Source organism: Streptomyces sp. NPDC050617 (genome assembly GCF_040654795.1).
GTDB lineage: Bacteria > Actinomycetota > Actinomycetes > Streptomycetales > Streptomycetaceae > Streptomyces.
The window spans coordinates 56,607-78,230 of sequence record NZ_JBFAIS010000024.1; the positions used below are offsets into that span (position 1 = coordinate 56,607).

The window sequence follows — 21,624 nt, forward strand, 5'->3', positions numbered from 1 at the left end:
TACGGGCCGCCGCGGACCGGTTCCGTAGACGCACAGGGCGCACAAGGTACACGGGGACTCACGGAGCTCACAGGGCGCAAAGAAAAACCGCGCACCCCTGAGGAGGGATGCGCGGCATGCATAAGGCCACGACGAAGGCGCGGGACGGCCGTGTGGCCGTCGGCGTCACTTCTTGCTGTAGTGCCAGTCCGACTTCTTGGAGCCCACCATGACCAGGCCGGCGATGACCAGGAAGAGGACGATCGGCGCGGCGACATAGAGGCCGAGCGTCTGAATGACGCTGAGGCCCGGACCCGGGTCGTCGCCGTCGTCGCGGACGAGCGCGAAGGCGGGGGACGACATCAGCAGCACCAGTGTCACGCCGGCGGTGATCGTGCCGGCGCGCAGGGCGTTCTTGTTGACCTTGTTGCTCACGGAGTCAACGTATCGGACGTGCGAACACCCCGCGCGCTCGGGGTGGCTTATGGATGGCCGAGGTGGCGTATGGCCGGTAATGGCCGCGGGGGCTCACGCCTCCGCTCCGCGCCCCCGCCCGCGTCCTTCTCACCCCTGACGCCCCTCCCGCCCCTCCCGCCCCTGCCGCTCCCTGTGCCGCGGAGCCCCCCGCAGCTCGCTCATGAGCGCGTGCAGGCGCGGTGATGCCGCCAGTTCCTCGAAGGAGACCGGCCGGCCGCGCGCGTCGGCGATCGGCAGCCGCCAGTTGGGGTACTGCCGCCACGTCCCCGGCAGGTTCTGCGGCCGCCGGTCGCCCACGGCGTCCGGGAGCCACACCCCGACCATCCGCGCCGGCGTGCGCAGCAGGAAGCGGTGTACGGCCTTGATCGCCGCCTCCTCGTTGCCCGGCCCCTCCGGCAGCAGCCCCAACTGGCCGAGCAGCGCCATCCACTCCGCGACCTCGATCGCGTCCTGGCCGCGCTCCTGCGCGAGCGGCCGGGTCAACAGCCCGAGCCGGTGCCGGAGTTCCACGTGCTCGCCGGTGAGGCGGGCCGCCGTGCTCGGCAGGTCGTGCGTGGTGACGGTGGCGAGGCAGCCGGCGCGCCACGCCTCGGGGAGCAGCGGCCGGGGGCGGCCGGGGGCCACGGGGACCGCCTCCGCCACCGGCTCTCCCTCGGACACGGGCACGGATTCGCCCCCGGCCCCAGGCGCGGACTCGGCCCCGGACACGGACTCGACCCCAGCCCCATCCCCATCCCCAAGCTCCGCCCCAGTCCCGGACTCCGCCCCGGCCCCGTAATCACGCTCGAACCACAGCACCGACGTGCCCAGCGCCCCCCGCTCCGCCAGGGCCCGGCGCACGCCCGGCTCCACCGTGCCCAGGTCCTCGCCTATGACGACCGCGCCCGCGCGGTGCGCCTCCAGGGCGAGGACGCCGAGCATCGCCTCCGCGTCGTAGCGCACGTACGCGCCCTCGGTCGGCGCGCGGCCCGCCGGGATCCACCAGAGCCTGAAGAGGCCCATCACATGGTCGACGCGCAGCGCGCCCGCGTGCCGCAGCATGCCGCGCAGCAGCCCCCGGTAGGGCGCGTAGCCGGCGGCGGCCAGGGCGTCCGGGCGCCACGGCGGGAGCCCCCAGTCCTGGCCGCGCGGGTTGAAGGCGTCCGGGGGCGCGCCGACCGACATGCCGGAGGCGAACGCGTCCTGCTGCGCCCAGGCGTCCGCGCCGCCCGGATGGACGCCGACCGCCAGGTCGTGTACGAGCCCCACCGGCATCCCGGCGTCGCGCGCGGAGCGCTGTGCGGCGGCGAGCTGCTGGTCCGTGAGCCAGGCCAGCCGGCAGTAGAAGTCGACGCGGTCGAGCAGTTCGCCGCGGGCGCGGGCGGTGCGGGTCGAGCGGGGGTCCCTGAGCCCCTCCGGCCACGCGTGCCAGTCGGGGCCGTACACCTCGGCCAGCGCGCACCACGTGGCGTGGTCGTCCAGGGCCCGGCCCTGCTCGGCGAGGAAGTCGCAGTACGCGGCGCGGCGGCCGGGCGGGAGCGGCACGGCCCGTACGAGCTCCAGGGCCTCCCGCTTGAGCGCCCATACCGCGTCCCGGTCGATCAGCCCGCTGCCGTCGAGCACGGCGGAGCGCAGCACCGCGGCGCGCGCGAGCAGCGCCGCGGCGTCCTCGCGGGCCTGCCCGGCGAGGTGGGCGTACTCCGGGACCTGCTCGACGCGCAGGTACACCGGGTCCGGGAAGCGGCGCGAGGAGGGGCGGTACGGCGAGGGGTCGGTGGGCGCGCCGGGCACGGCCGCGTGCAACGGGTTGACCTGCACGAAGCCGCAGCCGAAGGACCGCCCGGACCAGGACGCCAGCTCGGCGAGGTCGCCGAGGTCGCCCATGCCCCAGGAGCGCGCGGAGAGCAGGGAGTACAGCTGCACCATGAAGCCGTGGCTGCGGCCGGCGGGCTCGGGCATCCGGTCGGGCACGACGAGGAGCGTGGCGCGGGCGGACCGGCCGTCGGGGGCGTGCGCCCGCAGCACATGGCTGCCGAGCGGCAGCCCGCCCGCGTCGGCGGTGGGCTCTCCCGCGTCTCCACCGCCCTGGCCGGGGAAGAACGCGGCGCCGTCCCAGGGGAGGCGTTCGCCGCTCTCCGTCTCGACGCTCAGCACGGTGCCCTCGGGCAGGACGGGCAGCGGCGGCGTGCGCCGGGGGGTGGGGGCAGTGGACGCGACGGGGGCCCGCAGCACCACCGTGGCGGGCAGCAGCCGGCTGCGCTCCGTGAGCGCGTGGTCGTCCAGGGCGGCCCGTACGGACCGGGGCGTGGAGGCGTCGACTCCGAGCGCGGCGAGCACCTCGACGATGGTGTCCTCGGACACCCGGACGCTGCGGCCCGGCGAGGTTTCGTAGGACGTGGCGACGCCGTGCAGCTCGGCGAGCCGCGCTCTGGCCACTCAGACCTCCACGTACTCCATGCCGAGACCGGCGGTGGTCGGCTCGCTGGTGAGCGGCGGCTCGGCGGTGTTGGGGGACTCGCTGGTGAGCGGGGTGGCGTCGGCGAGCGGCGGCTCGCAGGTCAGCGGCGGCTCGACGAACGCGCCGGAGCCGTCGAGGCCGGAGTCGGGGCCCGAGACGCCGTCGAACAGGTCGGGCTCCCGCGGGGGCAGGTCGGGTTTGGAGAACCCCGGGATATCGGAGGTGCTGGAGATCGCGGAGAGCAGGAGTTGAGCTGACGCGGCCACACGGGCCTCCTGGAGGTGATGGCAGTGGGACACATTTGCCCTACCCACTGGCGGCGCGGGCAGACGTGTCGAAATGGGGAACGTGCTCCAGGTCACATTACGTTCCCGGCAGGCGATTTCACGGCCGTATGCCGCACGGGAAGAAGAGAATGCGGACCAAGTGGACATCTCGGCGGCTTTTTTGCGGCGGCGCCAGGGACGGCTACGGGCCTCTGAACGCCTCCGGGGCGGCGTCCGGGAGGGGGCCCAGAGGCATGCCGAACGCGTCGCGGCACGGGGGACCAAACCCGTACGGCCGTACGGGCACCCGTACGGCCGTATCCCTGCCGCGCTCTTCCCGTGCTCCCGCCGCGGTACGACGAAGGCCCGGTCTCAGGCGGAAATGCCGTCGATCCGGGCCATGGCGTCCTCCGCGCCGTATGCCTGCAAGTAAGGCAGCCAGCGCGGGTCCCTATGCCCGGTCCCGATGATGCGCCAGGCCAGCCCGGATGGCGGCGCGGGCTGGTGGCGCAGCCGCCAGCCGAGCTCGGCGACGTGCCGGTCGGCCTTGACGTGGTTGCAGCGGCGGCAGGCGGCGACCACGTTCTCCCAGGCGTGGGGGCCGCCGCGGCTGCGCGGAATGACGTGGTCGACGCTGGTTGCGACGCCACCGCAGTAGGCGCATCTCCCGCCGTCGCGGGCGAACAGGGCGCGGCGGGTGAGCGGGACGGGGCCGCGAAAGGGGACCCGGACGAAGCGCTTCAGCCGCACGACGCTCGGGGCGGGTATGACATGGGTCGCACTGTGCATAAAGGCGCCGGAGTCCTCAAGGCAGATGGCCTTCTCATTGAGGACGAGCACGAGCGCGCGTCGGAGCGGTACGACGCCGAGCGGCTCGTACGACGCGTTGAGGACCAGGACATGCGGCACGGGTGCCTCCTTGTACGCCGGCGGCGCGTGGCTCGCGCCGGGACGATCTCCACCAAGTGTCCCCCGCTCCCTGGTCGGAGCGCCACCATCACCAGGTAACGGGCCACAGGTGTTTTGCAGCACACCTCTTTCATCCCCCGCTCACGCCCCGGTCAAGACCCGTGATCAATCGAACACAGCAACGGGGCACCGTTGCCCTCCCGTTACTCTGGTTGGCTGTCCGCGCCGTGCTCCGGCGGGCATGTCCGACACGAAGGGTCCCTGCTGTGTCCTGGTCCGCTGTCCTGGCCGCCGACACCACCCCGCACCGCGTCACCTCCCTCGACGAGGCGACGCAGACGGCGAACAACGCCGCCGGCTGGGTGGAGGAGAACTGGTCCACCTGGCTCGGCAACGGCCTGCGCATCATCCTGATCATCGTGATCGCGGTGGTGCTCCGGTCGCTGATCCGGCGCGGCATCACCAAGCTGATAGCGCGCATGAACCGCACGGCGCAGGCCGTGGACGGCACGGCGCTGGGCGGCCTGCTCGTCAACGCCGAGCGGCGGCGGCAGCGCTCCGAGGCCATAGGTTCGGTGCTGCGCAGCGTCGCGTCCTTCGTGATCATGGGGACGGCGGCGCTGACGGTGCTCTCCGTGCTCCAGATCAACCTGGCCCCGCTGCTGGCCAGCGCGGGCGTGGCGGGCGTGGCCATCGGTTTCGGCGCCCGCAACCTGGTCACGGACTTCCTGTCCGGTGTTTTCATGATCCTTGAGGACCAGTACGGCGTCGGCGACGAGATCGACGCGGGCGTCGCCACCGGCACGGTCATCGAGGTCGGCCTGCGCGTCACCAAGCTGCGCGGCCCGAACGGCGCCATCTGGTACGTGCGCAACGGCGAGGTCAAGCGCATCGGCAACCTCAGCCAGGGCTGGTCCACCGCGGAGGTCGATGTCACCCTCCGCTACGACGAAGACCTCGACCGGGCCCGTACGGTCATCGCGGCGGCGGGCGAGGACATGGCGAAGGAAGCGCCGTGGGACGAGTCGCTGTGGGAGCCGGTCGAGGTGATGGGGCTGGACTCGGTCACCCTCGACTCGGTCGTCGTCCGCGTCCAGGCCAAGACGATGCCGGGCAAGGCGGCGGGCGTCGAGCGCGAGCTGCGCTGGCGCATCAAGCAGGCCCTGGACGCCGAGGGCATCCGCATCGGCACCCCCGCCGCCCCCGCCGACGAGGACCCCGCCCCCGACCCCTCCGCCACGGTCGCCGCCCCCTCCGCCCTCGGCAACCCGACCTCACCCCAGTCCCTCGCGACCACCCCGATACCGCAACAGCCCCCGGCGCCGCCGACGCTGGGCAAGTGAGACCCCTCCGCGGGGCTGTCGAGCGGCCGTACGGGCGTGCGAAGGTTACGCGCATGTCGACTACACACATGGGGCGGTCCATGCCGCCCGCGCACGCCGGTGAACGCGCCATGCTGGAGAGCTGGCTGGAGTTCCAGCGCGAGACGCTGGCGCTGAAGTGCGCGGGGCTGGACGACCGTCAGGTGCGGCTGGCGGCTGTGGAGCCGTCGGCCATGACGTTGCTCGGGCTGGTGCAGCACATGACCGTGGTCGAGCGGCGGTGGTTCCAGGAGGTGCTGGCCGGGCGGGACGTGCCGTACGACGAGGCGACGGGCGACGGGTTCACGCTCGTCCCGGAGCGCGGCATCGACGAGGCGCTGGCCGACTGGCGGGCGGAGGTCCAGCGGGCCCGCGAGGCAGCCGCCGAGGGCTCGTTGGACGACTCCGGGGAGCTCACCGAGCAGTTCGCCAAGATCCTCGGGGAATCGACGATCTCGCTGCGGTGGATTCTGGTGCACATGATCGAGGAGTACGCGCGCCACAACGGGCACGCGGACCTGATCCGGGAGCGCATCGACGGGGTCACGGGGGTGTAGGCGCGTACGGCATCCGTCACCGGCCCCCGGGCGCATTCCGCCCGGGGGCCGGTTCTGCGTTGATAACACTTTGACAAGCAGCGCGTTCGGACCATTGACGCCCCACTGACGTCGGCTTTAACGTCCTGTTCACCGATAGGAAAGTTTCCTAACAGACAGTCGAAGGCGATGTCGAAGGGCGGGTGCACCACCATGGCCGGGACTCCCGGTACCCCGCGCGTACTGCGCGCCATGAACGACCGCGCCGCGCTCGATCTGCTCATCGCCCACGGCCCGTTGACCCGCACCCGGCTCGGCGAGCTGACCGGGCTGTCCAAGCCCACGGCGTCGCAGCTGCTCAGCCGGCTCGAAGCGGCCCAGCTGGTGCGGACCACCGGGAACGTGACGGGGCGGCCGGGGCCGAACGCGCAGCTGTACGAGGTCAATCCGACGGTGGCGCACGTCGCCGCGCTCGCCGTGGACCCCGAGGGGATCACGGCGGTCGTCGCCGACATCACCGGGCATGTCGTCGGCGAGCACCGCGCCGAGGCGCGGGACACCCCGGAGCCGCAGCGGGAGCAGACCGCCGAGCTGGTGGCCGAGGTCGTGGGGCGCGCGCTGGCGGACGCCGGGCTCGGGCTCGACGCGCTGCACCGGACCGTCATCGGGACGCCCGGCGCGCTCGACCCGCAGACCGGGACCCTGCGGTACGCGCCGCACCTGCCGGGCTGGCACTCGCGGACCCTCCGCGACGAGCTGGCCAAGGTGATCGGCACGCCCATCGTCATCGAGAACGACGTGAACCTCGCGGCCATCGCCGAGCAGCACGACGGCGCGGCCCAGGACTTCGACGACTACGTGCTCATCTGGGCCGACGAGGGCGTCGGCGCCGCCATCGTGCTCGGCGGCACCCTGCTGCGCGGAGCGACCGGCGGGGCCGGCGAGATCGGCTATATGCCGCTGCCCGGCGCCCCGTTGGCGCGCGGCGGCCCCGTAACGGCCGCGCGGCCGGACGCCGGCGGCGGGTTCCAGAGCCTCGTCGGCTCGCCCGCCGTGCTCGCCCTCGCCCGCGAGCACGGCATCGAGGCCGAGACCGCCGCCGACGCCCTGGAGGCGGCGCTCACCACGCCCGGCGCGGGCGACGAGGTCCTCACGGAGCTGGCGCGGCGCATCGCGGTGGGCATCGCCGCCGTGGTGGCCGTCGTCGACCCGGAGCTGGTGGTCCTGGCCGGGGCGCTGCCGCAGACCTGCGGCGAGCGACTGCGCGAGCTGGTGGCGGCCGAGCTGACCGGAATCGCCCTGCCCGAACCGCAGTTGCGGATGAGCGCCGTGGACGGCTCCCCCATTCTCATCGGCGCGCTGCAGACCGCGCTCGCCGAGGCGCGCAACACGGTTTTCGACACGGCCTGACCCCTGACCCCACCGGGCCCCCGTGGCAGCGACGGCCCGCCGCCGCGCGAGCAGTTCCGCCACTCCCTTCCCATCCCCCTTATAAGCCCCGCCACCAGCCCCCGCCACAAAGGAAGTTCCGCCATGCCGCGTACGCGAAGTCGCCGCGCGCCGGCCGTCCTCGGCTCGGTCCTCGCCACCGCCGGCCTGCTCCTCGCGGGCTGCGCCAACCCGAGTACCGGAAGTGACACGGACGACCCGACCAAGCCCGTCACGCTGCGGTTCTGGCACGGCTGGTCGGACAAGAACGAGGTCGCCGCGATCAACGCGTCGATCAAGCGGTTCGAGAAGCTGCACCCCAATATCACGGTGAAATCGACGGGCAACGTCACCGACGAGACCATCAACCAGGCGCTGCGGGCAGGGGGCGACGACTCCCCGGACGTCGTGTCGTCGTTCACCACCAACAATGTGGGGCAGTACTGCTCGTCGGGCATGTGGGTGGATCTGGACCCGTTCATGAAGAAGTCCGGCATGGAGAAGTCGAAGGTCTTCCCCAGCACCCTGCTGGACTACACGCAGTACCAGGGAAAGCAGTGCGCGCTGCCGCTGCTCGCCGATTCCTTCGGGCTCTACTACAACAAGGACGCCTTCGAGAAGGCCGGCATCACCCGGCCGCCGCGCACCATGTCCGAGTTGAAAGAGGACGCGGTGAAGCTGACGGAGCGGGCCAAGGGCGGCTCGTACAAGCAGCTCGGCTATATGCCCGACTTCCGGCTCTACCAGAACAGCCCGGACCGGCCCTTCGCCCAGTGGGCCCCCACCTACTTCGACAAGGACGGCAAGGCCGCGCTGTCCAAGGACCCCGTCTCGAAGCAGTTCTTCACCACCCAGCGAGACATGATCAAGGCGCTCGGCGGATACGACGCGCTGGAAAAGTACCGGACGGGCTTCGGTGATGAGATGTCCTCGCAGAACGCCTTCGTGACCGGAAAATTGGCCATGATCATGGACGGCGAGTGGCGCGGGCTGAAGCTCAAGGAGGACAAGGCCAAGTTCGATTGGGGCACCGCCCCCATGCCCGTACCGGACGATCAGGCCGACAAATACGGGCGCGGCTATCTGACCGGCACCGTGGCGGGCATCTCGCACAGCAGCAAGCACCAGAACGCGGCATGGGAGCTGGTGAAGTTCCTGACGGCCGACACCGATCAGGTCGTCGCCTTCGCGAACGCCATTCACAATGTGCCGTCCACCTTCGCGGCGCTGAAGTCGCCGAAGCTGGACGCGGATCCCGCCTTCCGTACGTTCCTGGACATCGCGCAGAACCCGAACAGCCAGACCGTGCCGCCCTCCAACAACGGCGGGCAGTACGTCACCACGCTCCAGGACTTCTCCTACAACGTGGAGGCCGGAAAGGTCTCAGACCTGGACAAGGGCCTGCGCGACCTCGACAAGCAGATCGACGCCGACAACGTCCAGTCTGAGAACTGACGGAGTACCGCCATGGCCATATCCCCAGCTGTCACCCAGTCGCCCGCGCTCAAGAAGCCGGCCCGGCCGGCCAAGGCGCCCGAACTGCGCCGCAAACACACCCGCGAGCGACTGCGCACCCTCGGGTTCCTCTCCCCGTGGCTGGTCGGTTTCACCGTCTTCTTCGGCTATCCGCTCCTCGCCACCGTCTATTTCTCGTTCATGCACTACAACCAGATCCAGAACCCGGATTTCGTGGGTCTGCGCAACTGGAAGTACGTGCTGACCCAGATGCCGCTGTTCGGCCCGGCACTGTGGAACACGCTGTGGCTGGTCGTCGTGATGGTCGCGCTGCGCGTCGTCTTCGGCCTCGGCATCGGGCTGCTCATCACGAAGATCAAATCCGGTGTCGGCTTCTTCCGGACCGCCTTCTACATTCCCTATCTCGCGCCGCCGGTCGCCGCGACCGTCGCCTTCGTCTTCCTGCTGAACCCCGGTACGGGCCCGGTCAACGAGGCCCTCTCGGCGATCGGCATCGACGCCCCGAACTGGTTCAACGACGCGGCCTGGGCCAAGCCCTCGCTGGTGATGCTCTCCCTGTGGGGCATCGGCGACCTGATGGTCATCTTCATGGCCGCGCTGCTGGACGTGCCGAAGGAGCAGTACGAGGCGGCGGAGCTGGACGGCGCGGGCGCGTTCTCCAAGTTCCGCTACGTGACCTGGCCGTCGATCACGCCGATCGTGATGTTCGCGGTGGTCACGGGCGTCGTGCAGACCATGCAGTACTACACGCAGGCGCTGGTCGCCGGGAAGCTCGCCTCCGGCGTGACCATCGGCCCCGGTACGGTCATCCAGCCCGGCTACCCCGACCACTCGACCCTCACCGTGCCGCAGCTCGTCTACCAGCTCGGCTTCCAGAACTTCAACACCGGCGCGGCGTGCGTGCTCTCGCTCGTACTCTTCGTCATCGCCATGGCCGTGACCTCGCTGCTGATGCGCAAGCGCGCCGGCCTGCTGACGGCGGAGGACTGATCCCATGACCACGACCACCCTGACCGCCCCGCAGCCCGCGCCGGCCCCCTCGCGCCAGGCTCCCGTGCGCCAGCCGGCCGCGATCCGCCGCAAGCGGGCCCTGCACTGGATCGCGGTGCACTCGGTCGCCATCGCCGCCGCGCTGTTCTTCGTGCTGCCCTTCGTCTTCGTCTTCCTGACGTCCGTGATGAGCGACGGCCAGGCGATGAGCGGCGACCTGTGGCCGCACGAATGGAACTGGTCCAATTACGCCGACGTCATCAACACCCCCGGTTTCCTGGACTGGTGGAAGAATTCGCTGATGTACGCGGGGCTGGGCACGCTCTTCACCGTGTGCTCGTCGATCCCCGTGGCGTACGCGCTCGCGAAGTTCCGCTTCCGGGGCCGCCGGGCCGCGATGATGCTGGTGATCTCCACGATGATGCTGCCGCCGCAGGTCATCGTGATCCCGATGTACCTGGTGTGGGCCCAGCAGCTGCACCTGTCCGGCTCGCTGTGGCCGCTCATCATCCCGATGGCGTTCGGCGACGCGTACTCCATATTCCTGCTGCGCCAGTTCCTGCTGACGATCCCCAAGGAATACATCGAGTCGGCGAAGGTCGACGGCTGCGGCGAAATGCGCACCCTGCTGCGGATCGTGGTCCCGATGGCGAAGCCCGGCATCGCGGCCGTCGCGCTCTTCCAGTTCTTCTACTGCTGGAACGACTACTTCGGCCCGCAGATCTACGCGGCCCAGAACCCGGGCGCGTGGACGCTGAGTTACGGGCTCGAATCGTTCAAGAGCGCGCACAGCGTCAACTGGAACATGACCATGGCCGCGACGATCCTCGTCATGGCCCCTGTCATCATTGTTTTCTTCTTCGCACAAAAGGCCTTCGTCGAAGGCGTCACTCTCACCGGAGTAAAGGGCTGATTTCTCGTGAAGCTCGCAGTGGTCGGCGGAGGCTCGACCTACACCCCCGAACTCATCGACGGATTCGCGCGGCTACGCGACGTGCTGCCGCTGGAGGAGCTCGTCCTCATCGACCCGGCCGCCGACCGGCTGGAGCTGGTGGGCGGGCTGGCGCGGCGCATCTTCGCCAAGCAGGGCCACCCCGGCCGGATCTCCTGGACCGATGACGTCGACGCCGGGATCGACGGCGCGGACGCCGTCCTGCTCCAGCTGCGCGTGGGCGGCCAGGCGGCCCGCAACCAGGACGAGACCTGGCCGCTGGAGTGCGGCTGCGTCGGCCAGGAGACCACCGGCGCGGGCGGCCTCGCCAAGGCGCTGCGCACGGTCCCGGTGGTCCTCGACATCGCCGAGCGGGTGCGCCGCCGCAACCCGAACGCGTGGATCATCGACTTCACCAACCCCGTCGGCATCGTCACCCGCGCGCTGCTGACGGCCGGCCACAAGGCCGTCGGCCTGTGCAACGTCGCCATCGGTTTCCAGCGGAAGTTCGCCAAGCTGCTCGACGTCACGCCGGAGGAGGTCGCCCTCGACCACGTGGGCCTCAACCACCTCACGTGGGAGCGGGGCGTGCGCGTCGGCGGCGAGGACGTGCTGCCGAAGCTGCTCGCCGAGCACGGTGAGGCCATCGCGGCGGACCTGCACATGCCGCGCTCCCTGGTGGACCGCCTCGGCGTCGTCCCCTCGTACTACCTGCGCTACTTCTACCAGCACGACGAGGTCGTACGGGAGCTGAAGACCAAGCCGTCGCGCGCCGCCGAGGTGGCCGAGATGGAGAAGCAGCTGCTTCAGATGTACGGCGACCCGACGCTGGACGAGAAGCCGGAGCTGCTGGGCAAGCGCGGCGGCGCGTTCTACTCGGAGGCGGCCGTCGCGCTGACCTCCTCGCTGCTGCGCGACACGGGCGACGTGCAGGTCGTGAACACCCTGAACAACGGCACCCTGCCGTTCCTCCCCGACGACGCGGTCATCGAGGTCCCGGCGACCGTCGACGCCCGCGGCACGCACCCGCTGCCGGTGCCGGCCCTGGAGCCGCTGTACTCGGGACTGATCGCGAACGTCACGGCGTACGAGCACCTGGCGCTGGAGGCCGCCCTCAAGGGCGGCGGCGACCGGGTCTTCGAGGCGCTGCTCGCGCACCCGCTCGTCGGCCAGATCGAGTACGCGCAGAAGCTGACGGACGACCTCATCGCGCACAACCGGGAGCACCTCACGTGGGCCTGACCGACGCCCAGTCACCTCAGGCCCTGCGGCCCGGGGCAACGCTCGCCATCGACGCGGGCAACAGCAAGACCGACGTCGCGCTCATCGGGGCCGACGGCAGCGTGCTCGGCAACGCCCGCGGCGGCGGCTTCCAGCCGCCGACGGTGGGCCCCGAGCGCGCGGTCGCGGGCCTGGCACCGCTCGTCGCGCACGCCGCCCAGCAGGCGCGGGCCGGAAAGGGCGGGCCGCTCCTCGTGGAGCACGTGTCCGCCTGCCTGGCCAACGCGGATCTGCCGGTGGAGGAGGCGCAGCTGGAGGCGGAGATCGTCTCGTACGGCTGGGCCCGAACCGTCACCGTCGCCAACGACACCTTCGCCCTGCTGCGGGCCGGTCTGCCGGACGAGGCCGAGCCGACCGGCGTCGCGGTCGTCTGCGGCGCGGGCATCAACTGCGCGGGGCTGGCGCCCGGCGGCCGCAGCGCGCGGTTCCCCGCCATCGGCCGGATATCCGGTGACTGGGGCGGCGGCGGGCACCTCGCGGACGAGGCCCTGTGGTGGGCGGCGCGCGCGGAGGACGGGCGCGGCGAGGACACCGAGCTGGCGCGGGCCCTGCCCGCCCACTACGGCCTGACGACGATGCTGGAGCTGATCGAGGCGATCCACCTCGGTCCGATCACGCAGGCGCGGCGGCACGAGATGAACCCCGTGCTGTTCGCGGTGGCCGCCGCGGGCGACCCGGTCGCGCGCGCGATCGTCGCCCGGCAGGCGGACGAGGTGGTCGCGCTGGCCACGGTCGCGCTGACCCGCCTGGACCTGCTCGACGCGGACGCGCCCGTCGTCCTGGGCGGCGGGATACTCGCGGCCCGCCACCCGCTGCTGCACGACCGGGTGGTGGAGCTGCTGGCCGACAAGGCGCCGAAGGCCGTGCCGACGGTCGTCACGGCCCCGCCGGTGCTGGGCGCGGCCCTGCTCGGCCTGGACCACGCGGGCGCCCCGGCCGACGCCTACGCCCGGCTGCGCGAACACTACGCGTAGCGGACGAACCGGGTGCGGCGGACGCGGAGGGGGTAACGCGCCCGGCGGCCCCACTGGTTGTCCGGGCCCCGTCTCCGTGGGGGAGGCGGGGCCCGGCGCTCTCGTGACACGGACGGCCGCTGCCGCCCCACCGTTCGCACGGGAACCGAACACGCCCGTCCGGCGTGGAAACGAGGGGAAGGGGCGGTCGCGGCGCCGGTCCGGGGGCCGCGTCAGGAACAAGATCCAGCCAATACCCGTGTGGTTGTCAGTGGCTGCGGCCATACTGACTGGCCGGGTACTCCGTCGCCCGTCCCGCCGGGCGGGGCGGCGCCGGCCGTCAGTCACCGAGGGGGAGGTCTTGTGTCAAACCCGCCGACCGGGAGCGCCGCGCCGCGGCCGCCCGGACCCGCGCGCGCGTCCGCGCCGACGGCCGGGCGCACCGGGCCCGCCGGGTTCCCCGGCCCCCGTACGGGCCCGCTCGCCCAGGCCGTCCCCGCCTCTGCGGAGGCGGCGCCCCGCCGCCCGGCGTGGCGCGAGGGGCTCGACCGGCTGCGGACGGGGGCGACCACCGAGCCGGGGCGGCTGCGCGTCATCGGCGCCGTGCTGGCCGTGCTCGTCCTGGCGTTCGGGGCGGTGACGGCCTGGCAGGTCACCGAGCGGGCGACCGCCGCGGACTCCGTGCGGGACCGCAGCCAGCCGCTCAGCGCGAACGCCGCGGACATCTACCGCTCGCTGGCGGACGCCGACGCCACGGCGGCCGGCGGGTTCCTCGCGGGCGGCCAGGAGCCGCGCGCGGTCCGCCTCCGGTACGAGCGCGACATCGGCCGCGCCTCCGACCTGCTGGTGAAGGCCGGGGCGCACACCTCCGGCTCGCGGGCCGCCCGCGACCAGATAGCGAAGCTGAACCACCAACTCCCCTTCTATACGGGATATATCGAGTCCGCGCGGGCCAACAACCGGCAGGGCCTGCCGCTCGGCGGCGCCTATCTGCGGTACGCGAGCGAGACGATGCGCGGCGAGCTGCTGCCCGCCGCCTCCAAGCTGTACGAGACGGAGACGGCGCGGCTGGGCTCCGACTACGGGGACGCCAAGTCCTGGCCGTGGGCGGCGACCGGTGTCGGCCTGCTGACCCTGGGCGCGCTGGGCTGGGCGCAGCGCCGCAACTACCGGCGTACGAACCGGGTGTTCAACCGGGGGCTGCTGGCCGCGACCGGCGCGTCCACGGTGGTGCTGCTGTGGCTGGTGGTCGGCCATTCCCTGGCCCGCGCGGAGCTCAACGAATCCTCCACGCACGGCGCGCAGTCCCTCCATGTGCTCAACGAGGCCCGGATCGGCGCGCTCCAGGCCCGCGGCGACGAGAACCTGACCCTGGTGGCCCGCGGCGCGGTGCTCACCCCGGACGGCGACGACGCGTACGAGGTCAGCTACAAGGCGGGCATGCGCAGACTCGTCGGCTCCGGCGCCGACGGCGCGGCGGCCGGGGACAGCCTGCTGGACCGCGCCGGGAAGCTGGCCGACGACCCGAAGGGCCGCGCCCCGGTGGCCCGCGCCCTCGACGGCGTACGGGAGTGGCAGCGGCGGCACGCGGACGCCCGCGCGACGGACGACAGCGGGGACTACGAACACGCGCTGCCCAAGGTGATCGGCGCGAAGGACAGCACGGGCGAGTCCTTCGACCGGGTGGACGGCGAGCTGGCGGCCGCCGTGCGGCACGAACAGGACGAGTTCGACCGCGCGGCCGGGGACGGGCGCGGGGCGCTGGAGTGGATGGCGGCCGGCGCCGTCGTGCTGGCCGTGCTCGGCGCGGCCGGCACGGTGCTGGGCATCGGCCGCAGGCTCTCGGAGTACCGGTGACAGGGGGCGTGGGAATGCGCGCGGACGGGTCGGGGCCGGGCGGCGGCCCCAGGACATCGGGAACGGGCGGCGCCGGTCGCGCCCGTCGCGCGGCCGTGCCGGTCGCGGGCGCGCTCGCGGCGGCCGTCGCGCTCGTGGCCACGGTCCTGGCCGGCGCCTCGGGAGGCGACGCGGGCGGGCAGCGGGACCGGGCCCGTACGACTCACGCGCGGACGGCCGGGGCCGCCGCCGAGGCGCCGCCGACGTGCGAGCGCCCCGAGGCGAGCCTCTCCCCGTCCGGGGACGCGGGACCCGCCGTGCGGCGGATCAAGGAGCGCGGCCGGCTGATCGCCGGCGTGGACCAGAACAGCTACCGCTGGGGATACCGCGACCCGGCGACCGGCCGCCTCAGCGGCTTCGACATCGAGCTCGTACGGGCCATCGCCAAGGACATACTCGGCGACCCGGAGAAGGTCACCTGGCTCGCCATCCCCACCAACAAGCGGATCGACGTGCTGCGCGACAAGAAGGTGGACCTCGTCGCCCGCACCATGACGATCAACTGCGAGCGCATCAAGCAGGTCGCCTTCTCCACCGCCTACTTCGAGGCCGGCCAGCAGGTGCTGGTGCCCAACGGATCGGCGATCACCGCCTTCGACGACACGCTGAAGGGCCGGAGGGTGTGCACGGCCAAGGGGTCCACGGGCGAGTCGGAGCTCAAGAACGAGGCGCACGGCGCGGAGGTCCGTACCGTCCCCAACCAGCTGGACTGCCTGGTGCGGCTCCAGTTGGGCCAGGTGGACGCGGTGGTCACGGACAACGCGCTGGCGGCGGGGCAGGCGGCGCAGGACCCGTCGGTGAAGCTGGTCGGCAAGCCGTTCACCACGGAGCCGTACGGGGTGGCGATGAACCTCGGCGACACGGACCTGGTCCGCCGGGTCAACAAGGTGCTGGAGGACTACGAACGCGGGGGCGAGGACAGCCGGTGGATGCGGGCCTACCGGAAGTGGCTCGCGGAGGATCTCACCGGGATCAAGAACCCGGCGCCCCCCAAGCCCCTCTACAAGGACTGACCGCGGTCGCGGGGACTGAACTCCGCGGCCGCGAGAACGGTCTCCACAGGTACGAGGACTGGACACGGCGCGGATCGGGCACAGCAGGAACGGACACGGAAGCAGCAACTGCCACAGCCGACACAGCGGACCAACGGGAATGAACCGGCGAAGCGCGGCGTCCGCCGCGGACAGGAGAGGTGATCGATGGCGGTCTCGGGACCTACCGGGCCGGCCCTGAGCCGTGAGGAGGCGGACCGCGCGCTGGCCAGGCTCGGCGCCGAACACGAGGCCGTCGAAACCTCACTGCTGGCGCTCCAGGACCACGCCGGCCGCAGACTGCTCGAGGGCGCGGAGCTGACCGGCGCGACCAGGAGCCGGTGGGAGGCCACCGAGCCGCTCATCTCCGTCCTGTGGACCTGCTTCGACGCGTACACGGCGGCCCTGACCCGGGCCCGCGAGCTGCGCGCCCGGCGGCGCTGGCCCACCCAGAGCGAGCTGGCCGACCTCACCGAGCTGCTGCGCGGCCCGTGCGTCACGCTGCCGGACACCGGCGCCCCGACCGGCCCGGCGCTGCTCAGCGAGCGGCTGAGCCTCCAGGAGCTCGTCGCCCGGATGAACGGCTGGTACGCCCGCGCCCTCGACGTCGTCGTCACCGCCGACGCCGTGTGGTCCGCCCTGCCCGCCCGGATAGACCTGCTCGCCGCCGAGCTGGGCCGCACCCGTTCGCTGGCCCACTCCGTGGGCGTGCGCCCCGGCGAGCACCCGGCCGGCGACGACCTGGAGCGCATCACGGGCGAACTGACCGCGCTCCGCGCCGAGGTGATCTCCGATCCGCTCTCCTTCTGGTCCGGCGCGTCCCCGAGCTCCGCGCCCGGCGGCGGCCGCCCCGACACCGAGCGGTACAACCGGGCGGCCCGCGCCCTGGAGGACGTACGGCGCGAGATCGAGGCCGTGCTGGCGGTGCGGCAGGACTCGGAGCAGCGGCTGATGCGCCTGCGCGACGTGCTCTCCCGCGCGGACCGCACCCTGACCGAGGCGCGGCAGGCGCGCGGCGAGGTCCTCGCGAAGATCGCCGCGTCCGTGGTGCCCGCCGTGACCGGGCCGCCCACCGCGCTGCACGAGCAGCTCGCGGCGGCGGCCGACTACCGCCGGCGCGCCCAGTGGCACCGGCTCTCGCCGCTGCTGGACTCGCTGGAGCGGCGCGCCGAGGACGAGTTGCTGCGCGCCCGCGAGTCGCTGACGGCGGTCACCGCGCCGCTGGCCGTACGGGCCGAGCTGCGCGGCCGGCTCGACGCGTACAAGGCGAAGGCCGCGCGGCACGGCATGGCGGAGGACCCGCTGCTCGTGGAGCGCTATGACGCGGCCCGCCGGATGCTCTGGAGCGCGCCGTGTGATCTGCTGGCAGCGGAACAGGCCGTGCTCCGCTACCAGCGGGCCACGGCGGAAGTGCTGGTCCCGCAGCAGCCGGACCACGCCGACCACAGGGCCGACCACAGGGGGGAGCCGTCGTGAAGGGACGCGGCGCGCGGATGGGCGCGACGGCGGGCGAGCGGGGCGGAGTGCGGATATGAACGCCTGTCAGCGGCCGGGCTGCGAGGGGTCGTACGAGGACGTCGGCGGCGGCGAGCTGTACTGCGACACCTGCGGGCTCGCGCCGGTCGTCTCGCCCGACGGCATGGTGAACTCCCCGGCGACCGGCGTCGCGAGCGGCAGGTCGAGCAGCGGGCCGGGCAGCGGTTCCGGCGGGCCCGGCGGCTCCTGGGGGCCCGGCAGCGGATCGCCGTCCCGGAACGGCGCGGGCTCCCAGACCTCCTCTTCCCAGTCCTCCCAATCTTCCCAGTCATCCCGCTCCTCCGGGACGTCGAGGTCCTCGACATCGCGCCGCTCGGTCTCCGGGCGGCTCTCGCGCACCCTGCCGGGGCAGGCGACCGCCCGCTCGGTGTCGGTGCGCAGCTCGCAGTCGGCCGCCTCCGCGTCCGGCCGCAACAAGCTGGGCGCGGGCCTGGTGACCATGCCGGCGGTGCCCCGCCCCGATCCGCACGCCGCGGTGCTGGAGAACCCGGAGGTGCCGGAGCGCAAGCGGTTCTGTAGCAAGAGCGACTGCGGCGCGCCGGTGGGCCGTTCACGCGGCGCGCGGCCGGGCCGCACGGAGGGGTTCTGCACCAAATGCGGGCATCCGTACTCCTTCGTACCGAAGCTGCGGCCGGGCGACATCGTGCACGGCCAGTACGAGGTGGCGGGGTGCCTGGCGCACGGCGGCCTCGGCTGGATCTATCTGGCGATAGACCGCGCCGTCTCCGACCGCTGGGTGGTGCTCAAGGGCCTGCTCGACACCGGCGACGAGGACGCGCTGGCCGTGGCCCTCTCCGAGCGGCGCTTCCTCGCGGAGATCGAGCACTCCAACATCGTCCGCATCTACAACTTCGTGGAACACCTCGACCAGCGCACCGGCTCCCTGGACGGCTACATCGTCATGGAGTACGTGGGCGGCAAGTCGCTCAAGGAGATCGCCAACGAGCGGCGCGCGGCGGACGGCCGGCGCGACCCGCTGCCGGTCGGGCAGGCGTGCGCGTACGGCATCGAGGCGCTGGAGGCGCTCGGCCACCTGCACAGCCGCAACCTCCTGTACTGCGACTTCAAGGTCGACAACGCCATTCAGCAGGAGGACCAGCTCAAGCTCATCGACATGGGCGCGGTCCGGCGGATGGACGACCAGGACAGCGCGATCTACGGCACGGTCGGCTACCAGGCGCCGGAGGTCGCGGAGACCGGCCCGTCCGTCGCCTCCGACCTGTACACGGTCGCGCGCACGCTGGCCGTGCTCACCTTCGACTTCCAGGGCTACACCAGCGTCTTCCTGGACGTCCTGCCCGACCCCGAGCACATCGAGGTGTTCTCCCGGTACGAGTCCTTCTACCGGCTGCTCGTACGGGCCACCGACCCCGATCCGGGGCGGCGCTTCGCCTCGGCCGAGGAGATGGCGGACCAGCTGACGGGGGTGCTGCGCGAGGTCGTGGCCCTCCAGACGGGGCAGCCGCGGCCCGCGCTGTCCTCGCTGTTCGGGCCGGAACTGCGGGTCGTGGACACGCGGTTGTTCGCCGAGCAGGGCGGCGACGTCTCCGTGCTGGGCTCCCGGCCGGGCGCCCGTGGGGGACGCAAGGCGGTGGCGGTGGCCGCGCCGCCGCCGCTGCCGGCCCAGCTGCCGCCCGCCGGGGCGCATCCGGGCGCCCCGGCCGCCTCGCACGCCACGTCGGTGACGATCCCGGAGGCGACGGCCCCGTCGGCGCCGGCCCCTTCGGCTGCGGACCCGTCGATGACGGATCCGGCGGCTGCGGGGGCGCCGGCCGTCGCACGGATCGACGCGCGCGCCACGGCGCTCGCGCTGCCCGTGCCGCACGTCGCGCCGGGCGACCCCAACGCCGGGCTCCTCGCCGGGCTGCTCGCCTCCCAGCCCGGCGAGCTGTACGCGGCGCTCCAGGGCGCCCCCGGCGACTCCCCGGAGCTGCGGCTGCGGCGCGTACGGGCCCATCTGGAGCTCGGCGAGGTGCGGGAGGCGTCCGAGGCGCTGGCCGACCTGGAGGCGGGCCATCCGGACGACTGGCGGATCATCTGGTACCGCGGGCTGCACGCGCTGGCCGTCGGCGACGACGGGACGGCGGCGCTCTCCTTCGACGCCGTCTACGACGCGTTCCCGGGCGAGCCCGCGCCGAAGCTGGCGCTCGGGGTCTGCGCGGAGGTGCTGGGCCAGTTCGACAACGCCGCCGAGTACTACCACCTGGTGTGGGCGACCGACCCGAGCTACGTCAGCGCCGCGTTCGGCCTCGCCCGCGTCCGGCTCGCCGCCGGGGACCGGACGGGCGCGGTGCGCGCGCTGGAGTCCGTACCGGAGTCGTCGATCCACTACACGGCGGCGCGCGTCGCGGCCGTACGGGCCCGGCTGCGGCAGCGCGCGGCGCGGGACCCGCTGCTGGAGGACCTGACGGCCGCGGCGGAGCAGGTCGAACGGCTGCGGGAGTTCGGGCTCGACGCGGTCCGCCGGGAGCAGCTCTCCACGGAGGTGCTGGGCAGCGCGCTGGACTGGGTGCTGTCCGGCCGGCCGGGCGCGCCGCCCGCCGAGCGCGGCGCGCCGACGCTGCTCGGCTGCGGTGTGGACGAGCGCGGGCTACGGTTCGGGCTGGAACGCTCGTACCGAGTGCTCGCGCGCCTCGCCCAGCGCGGCGAGGAGAGGATCGAACTGGTGGAACGGGCCAACCGCTTCCGCCCAAGGACATGGGTGTGATCGATGTCGCAGATGCCGCAACTCCCGCAGCTGGCGGTGTGCCCGGAATGCGCGGAACCGCTGGAGGCGGGTGACAATTTCTGCGGCGGGTGCGGGGCCGACCTGTCGGCCGGCGTCCCGGCGGCCGGAGCACGCCCGGCCGGTGAGCGCCCTGCCGCCACGGCGAACGGCGCCGCCCGCGCACAGCAGGACCCGGAGCCGTACCCGCGGAACGCCCACGCGCAGGACGCCTACGCACAGGGCTCGCACGCGCAGGACGCCTACGCACAGGGCTCCCACGCGCAGGGGGCCTCTGCGCAGGACGCCTACGCGCAGGCCGCGGAGGACTACCCGCTGGCCGCGCCCGCGAGCGGGGCCGCCCCCGGCCCCGGGGCGGCGAACGGCGAATACGGGACCGGCACCGGAACCGGCGCCGACGGCCCACACGGACAGGCGGCCGCGGCCGGACCGGCCGACGGCATGAGCGACCCGAGGGAAGGCGTCATGGTCGGCGGCGGCCCGCGAGTGCGCCGGTGCGGCGTGTGCCGCGCCGGAGTGATCGACAAGGACGGCTACTGCGGGCGCTGCGGGCACTCCCAGCCGCGCGAACGGGACCACATGGAACAGGAACTGGCGGACGTCGCTGCGGTCAGCGACCGCGGGCTGCGCCACCACCGCAACGAGGACGCTTTCGCGCTGGCCGGGACGGCCCTCGCGGACGGCGCGCCCGCCGTGGTGGCGGTCGTCTGCGACGGCGTGTCCTCGGCGACCCGGCCCGACGAGGCGTCGGAGGCGGCGTCCGTCGCCGCGCGCGCCTCGCTGACCGAGGCGCTGCCCCAGGGCGCCCACCCCCAGCAGGCCATGCACGACGCGCTGCTCGCCGCCGCCGAGTCGGTGGGGGCCCTCGCCGAGCCCCTGAACGAGCCGCGCGAGCACGACGAGCACCGCCACCAGAACGCCCCGGCCTGCACCATCGTGAGCGCGGTGGTCGCGGCCGGGACGCTGACGGTGGGCTGGATCGGCGACAGCCGCGCGTACTGGGTGCCCGACGACCGCGCCACCCGCGCGGCCCGGCTCACCGAGGACGACTCCTGGGCCGAGCAGATGGTGGCGAACGGACTGATGTCGCAGGCCGAGGCGTACGCGGACGACCGGGCGCACGCCATCACGGGCTGGCTGGGCGCGGACGCGTACGAACTCGACCCGCACACCGCTTCCTTCGCGCCCGACCGGCCGGGTGTAGTGGTGGTGTGCACCGACGGGCTGTGGAACTACGCCGAGTCCGCCGAGCAGATGGCCGCCGTGGTGCCGCCGGACGCCCGCACCCGGCCGCTGCACAGCGCGCGGTTCCTGGTGGGCCACGCCTTGGACGGCGGGGGCCACGACAACGTAACAGTGGCGGTCCTGCCGTTCCCCGGGCCGTCGCAGGGGGCAGGATCGGCCTGAGCCCC

The 21,624-nt window shown here is 73.0% G+C and carries 17 protein-coding genes; 13 read left to right on the top strand and 4 right to left on the bottom strand.

Annotated elements, in window-relative coordinates; genetic code table 11:
• Window positions 1–165: 165 nt before the first annotated feature.
• The 4 genes from AB0I49_RS27725 to AB0I49_RS27740 form a co-directional block, all read right to left on the bottom strand.
• Window positions 166–414 (bottom strand): hypothetical protein, encoded by a 249-nt coding sequence (locus tag AB0I49_RS27725; RefSeq protein WP_363229831.1) that lies wholly within the window; start codon window positions 412–414, stop codon window positions 166–168.
• Window positions 415–543: 129 nt separating this feature from the next.
• Window positions 544–2,871 (bottom strand): 4-alpha-glucanotransferase, encoded by a 2,328-nt coding sequence (gene malQ, locus AB0I49_RS27730; RefSeq protein ID WP_363229832.1) that lies wholly within the window; start codon window positions 2,869–2,871, stop codon window positions 544–546.
• Window positions 2,872–3,159: a hypothetical protein gene (locus tag AB0I49_RS27735; RefSeq protein WP_363229833.1), complete on the bottom strand. Its 288-nt coding sequence runs from the start codon at window positions 3,157–3,159 to the stop codon at window positions 2,872–2,874.
• A gap of 372 nt (window positions 3,160–3,531) precedes the next feature.
• Window positions 3,532–4,068, bottom strand: coding sequence for an HNH endonuclease (locus tag AB0I49_RS27740; RefSeq protein WP_030889939.1), 537 nt, complete (start codon window positions 4,066–4,068; stop codon window positions 3,532–3,534).
• A gap of 266 nt (window positions 4,069–4,334) precedes the next feature.
• Here AB0I49_RS27740 and AB0I49_RS27745 point away from each other — a divergent pair, with 266 nt between their 5' ends.
• The 13 genes from AB0I49_RS27745 to AB0I49_RS27805 all read left to right on the top strand — a co-directional run bounded on the left by AB0I49_RS27745 (window position 4,335) and on the right by AB0I49_RS27805 (window position 21,619).
• Window positions 4,335–5,411, top strand: a complete 1,077-nt coding sequence (locus tag AB0I49_RS27745; protein WP_363229834.1) for a mechanosensitive ion channel family protein — start codon at window positions 4,335–4,337, stop codon at window positions 5,409–5,411.
• A 53-nt stretch (window positions 5,412–5,464) separates the two neighbouring features.
• Complete coding sequence (locus tag AB0I49_RS27750; protein ID WP_363229835.1) at window positions 5,465–5,986, top strand: DinB family protein; 522 nt, start codon at window positions 5,465–5,467, stop codon at window positions 5,984–5,986.
• Between the two features lie 231 nt (window positions 5,987–6,217).
• A complete protein-coding gene (locus AB0I49_RS27755; protein WP_363229890.1) occupies window positions 6,218–7,375 on the top strand; it encodes an ROK family transcriptional regulator in 1,158 nt (385 codons plus the stop codon).
• A gap of 123 nt (window positions 7,376–7,498) precedes the next feature.
• The gene (locus tag AB0I49_RS27760) at window positions 7,499–8,848 is read left to right on the top strand and encodes an ABC transporter substrate-binding protein (RefSeq protein WP_363229836.1); all 1,350 of its coding nucleotides are present in this window, start codon (window positions 7,499–7,501) and stop codon (window positions 8,846–8,848) included.
• 12 nt (window positions 8,849–8,860) lie between these two features.
• Window positions 8,861–9,859, top strand: coding sequence for a sugar ABC transporter permease (locus AB0I49_RS27765; RefSeq protein WP_363229837.1), 999 nt, complete (start codon window positions 8,861–8,863; stop codon window positions 9,857–9,859).
• Between the two features lie 4 nt (window positions 9,860–9,863).
• Complete coding sequence (locus AB0I49_RS27770) at window positions 9,864–10,772, top strand: carbohydrate ABC transporter permease (RefSeq protein WP_363229839.1); 909 nt, start codon at window positions 9,864–9,866, stop codon at window positions 10,770–10,772.
• A gap of 6 nt (window positions 10,773–10,778) precedes the next feature.
• A complete protein-coding gene (locus AB0I49_RS27775) occupies window positions 10,779–12,032 on the top strand; it encodes a 6-phospho-beta-glucosidase (RefSeq protein ID WP_363229840.1) in 1,254 nt (417 codons plus the stop codon).
• Entirely contained in the window at window positions 12,023–13,045 is a 1,023-nt protein-coding gene (locus AB0I49_RS27780; RefSeq protein ID WP_363229841.1) for a BadF/BadG/BcrA/BcrD ATPase family protein, read from the top strand. The genes AB0I49_RS27775 and AB0I49_RS27780 overlap by 10 nt, the downstream gene beginning before the upstream one ends.
• A 342-nt stretch (window positions 13,046–13,387) precedes the next feature.
• A complete protein-coding gene (locus tag AB0I49_RS27785; RefSeq protein ID WP_363229842.1) occupies window positions 13,388–14,881 on the top strand; it encodes a hypothetical protein in 1,494 nt (497 codons plus the stop codon).
• A gap of 14 nt (window positions 14,882–14,895) precedes the next feature.
• Window positions 14,896–15,933 (top strand): glutamate ABC transporter substrate-binding protein, encoded by a 1,038-nt coding sequence (locus AB0I49_RS27790; protein WP_363229843.1) that lies wholly within the window; start codon window positions 14,896–14,898, stop codon window positions 15,931–15,933.
• Between the two features lie 186 nt (window positions 15,934–16,119).
• On the top strand, window positions 16,120–17,427 hold the full coding sequence (locus AB0I49_RS27795; protein ID WP_363229844.1) for a hypothetical protein: 1,308 nt from the start codon (window positions 16,120–16,122) through the stop codon (window positions 17,425–17,427).
• A 55-nt stretch (window positions 17,428–17,482) separates the two neighbouring features.
• Entirely contained in the window at window positions 17,483–20,194 is a 2,712-nt protein-coding gene (locus tag AB0I49_RS27800; RefSeq protein ID WP_363229845.1) for a tetratricopeptide repeat protein, read from the top strand.
• Between the two features lie 3 nt (window positions 20,195–20,197).
• Window positions 20,198–21,619 carry a PP2C family serine/threonine-protein phosphatase gene (locus tag AB0I49_RS27805; protein WP_363229846.1) on the top strand — a complete coding sequence of 474 codons (1,422 nt, stop codon included), beginning with the start codon at window positions 20,198–20,200 and terminating at the stop codon, window positions 21,617–21,619.
• The last annotated feature ends 5 nt before the right edge of the window (window positions 21,620–21,624 follow it).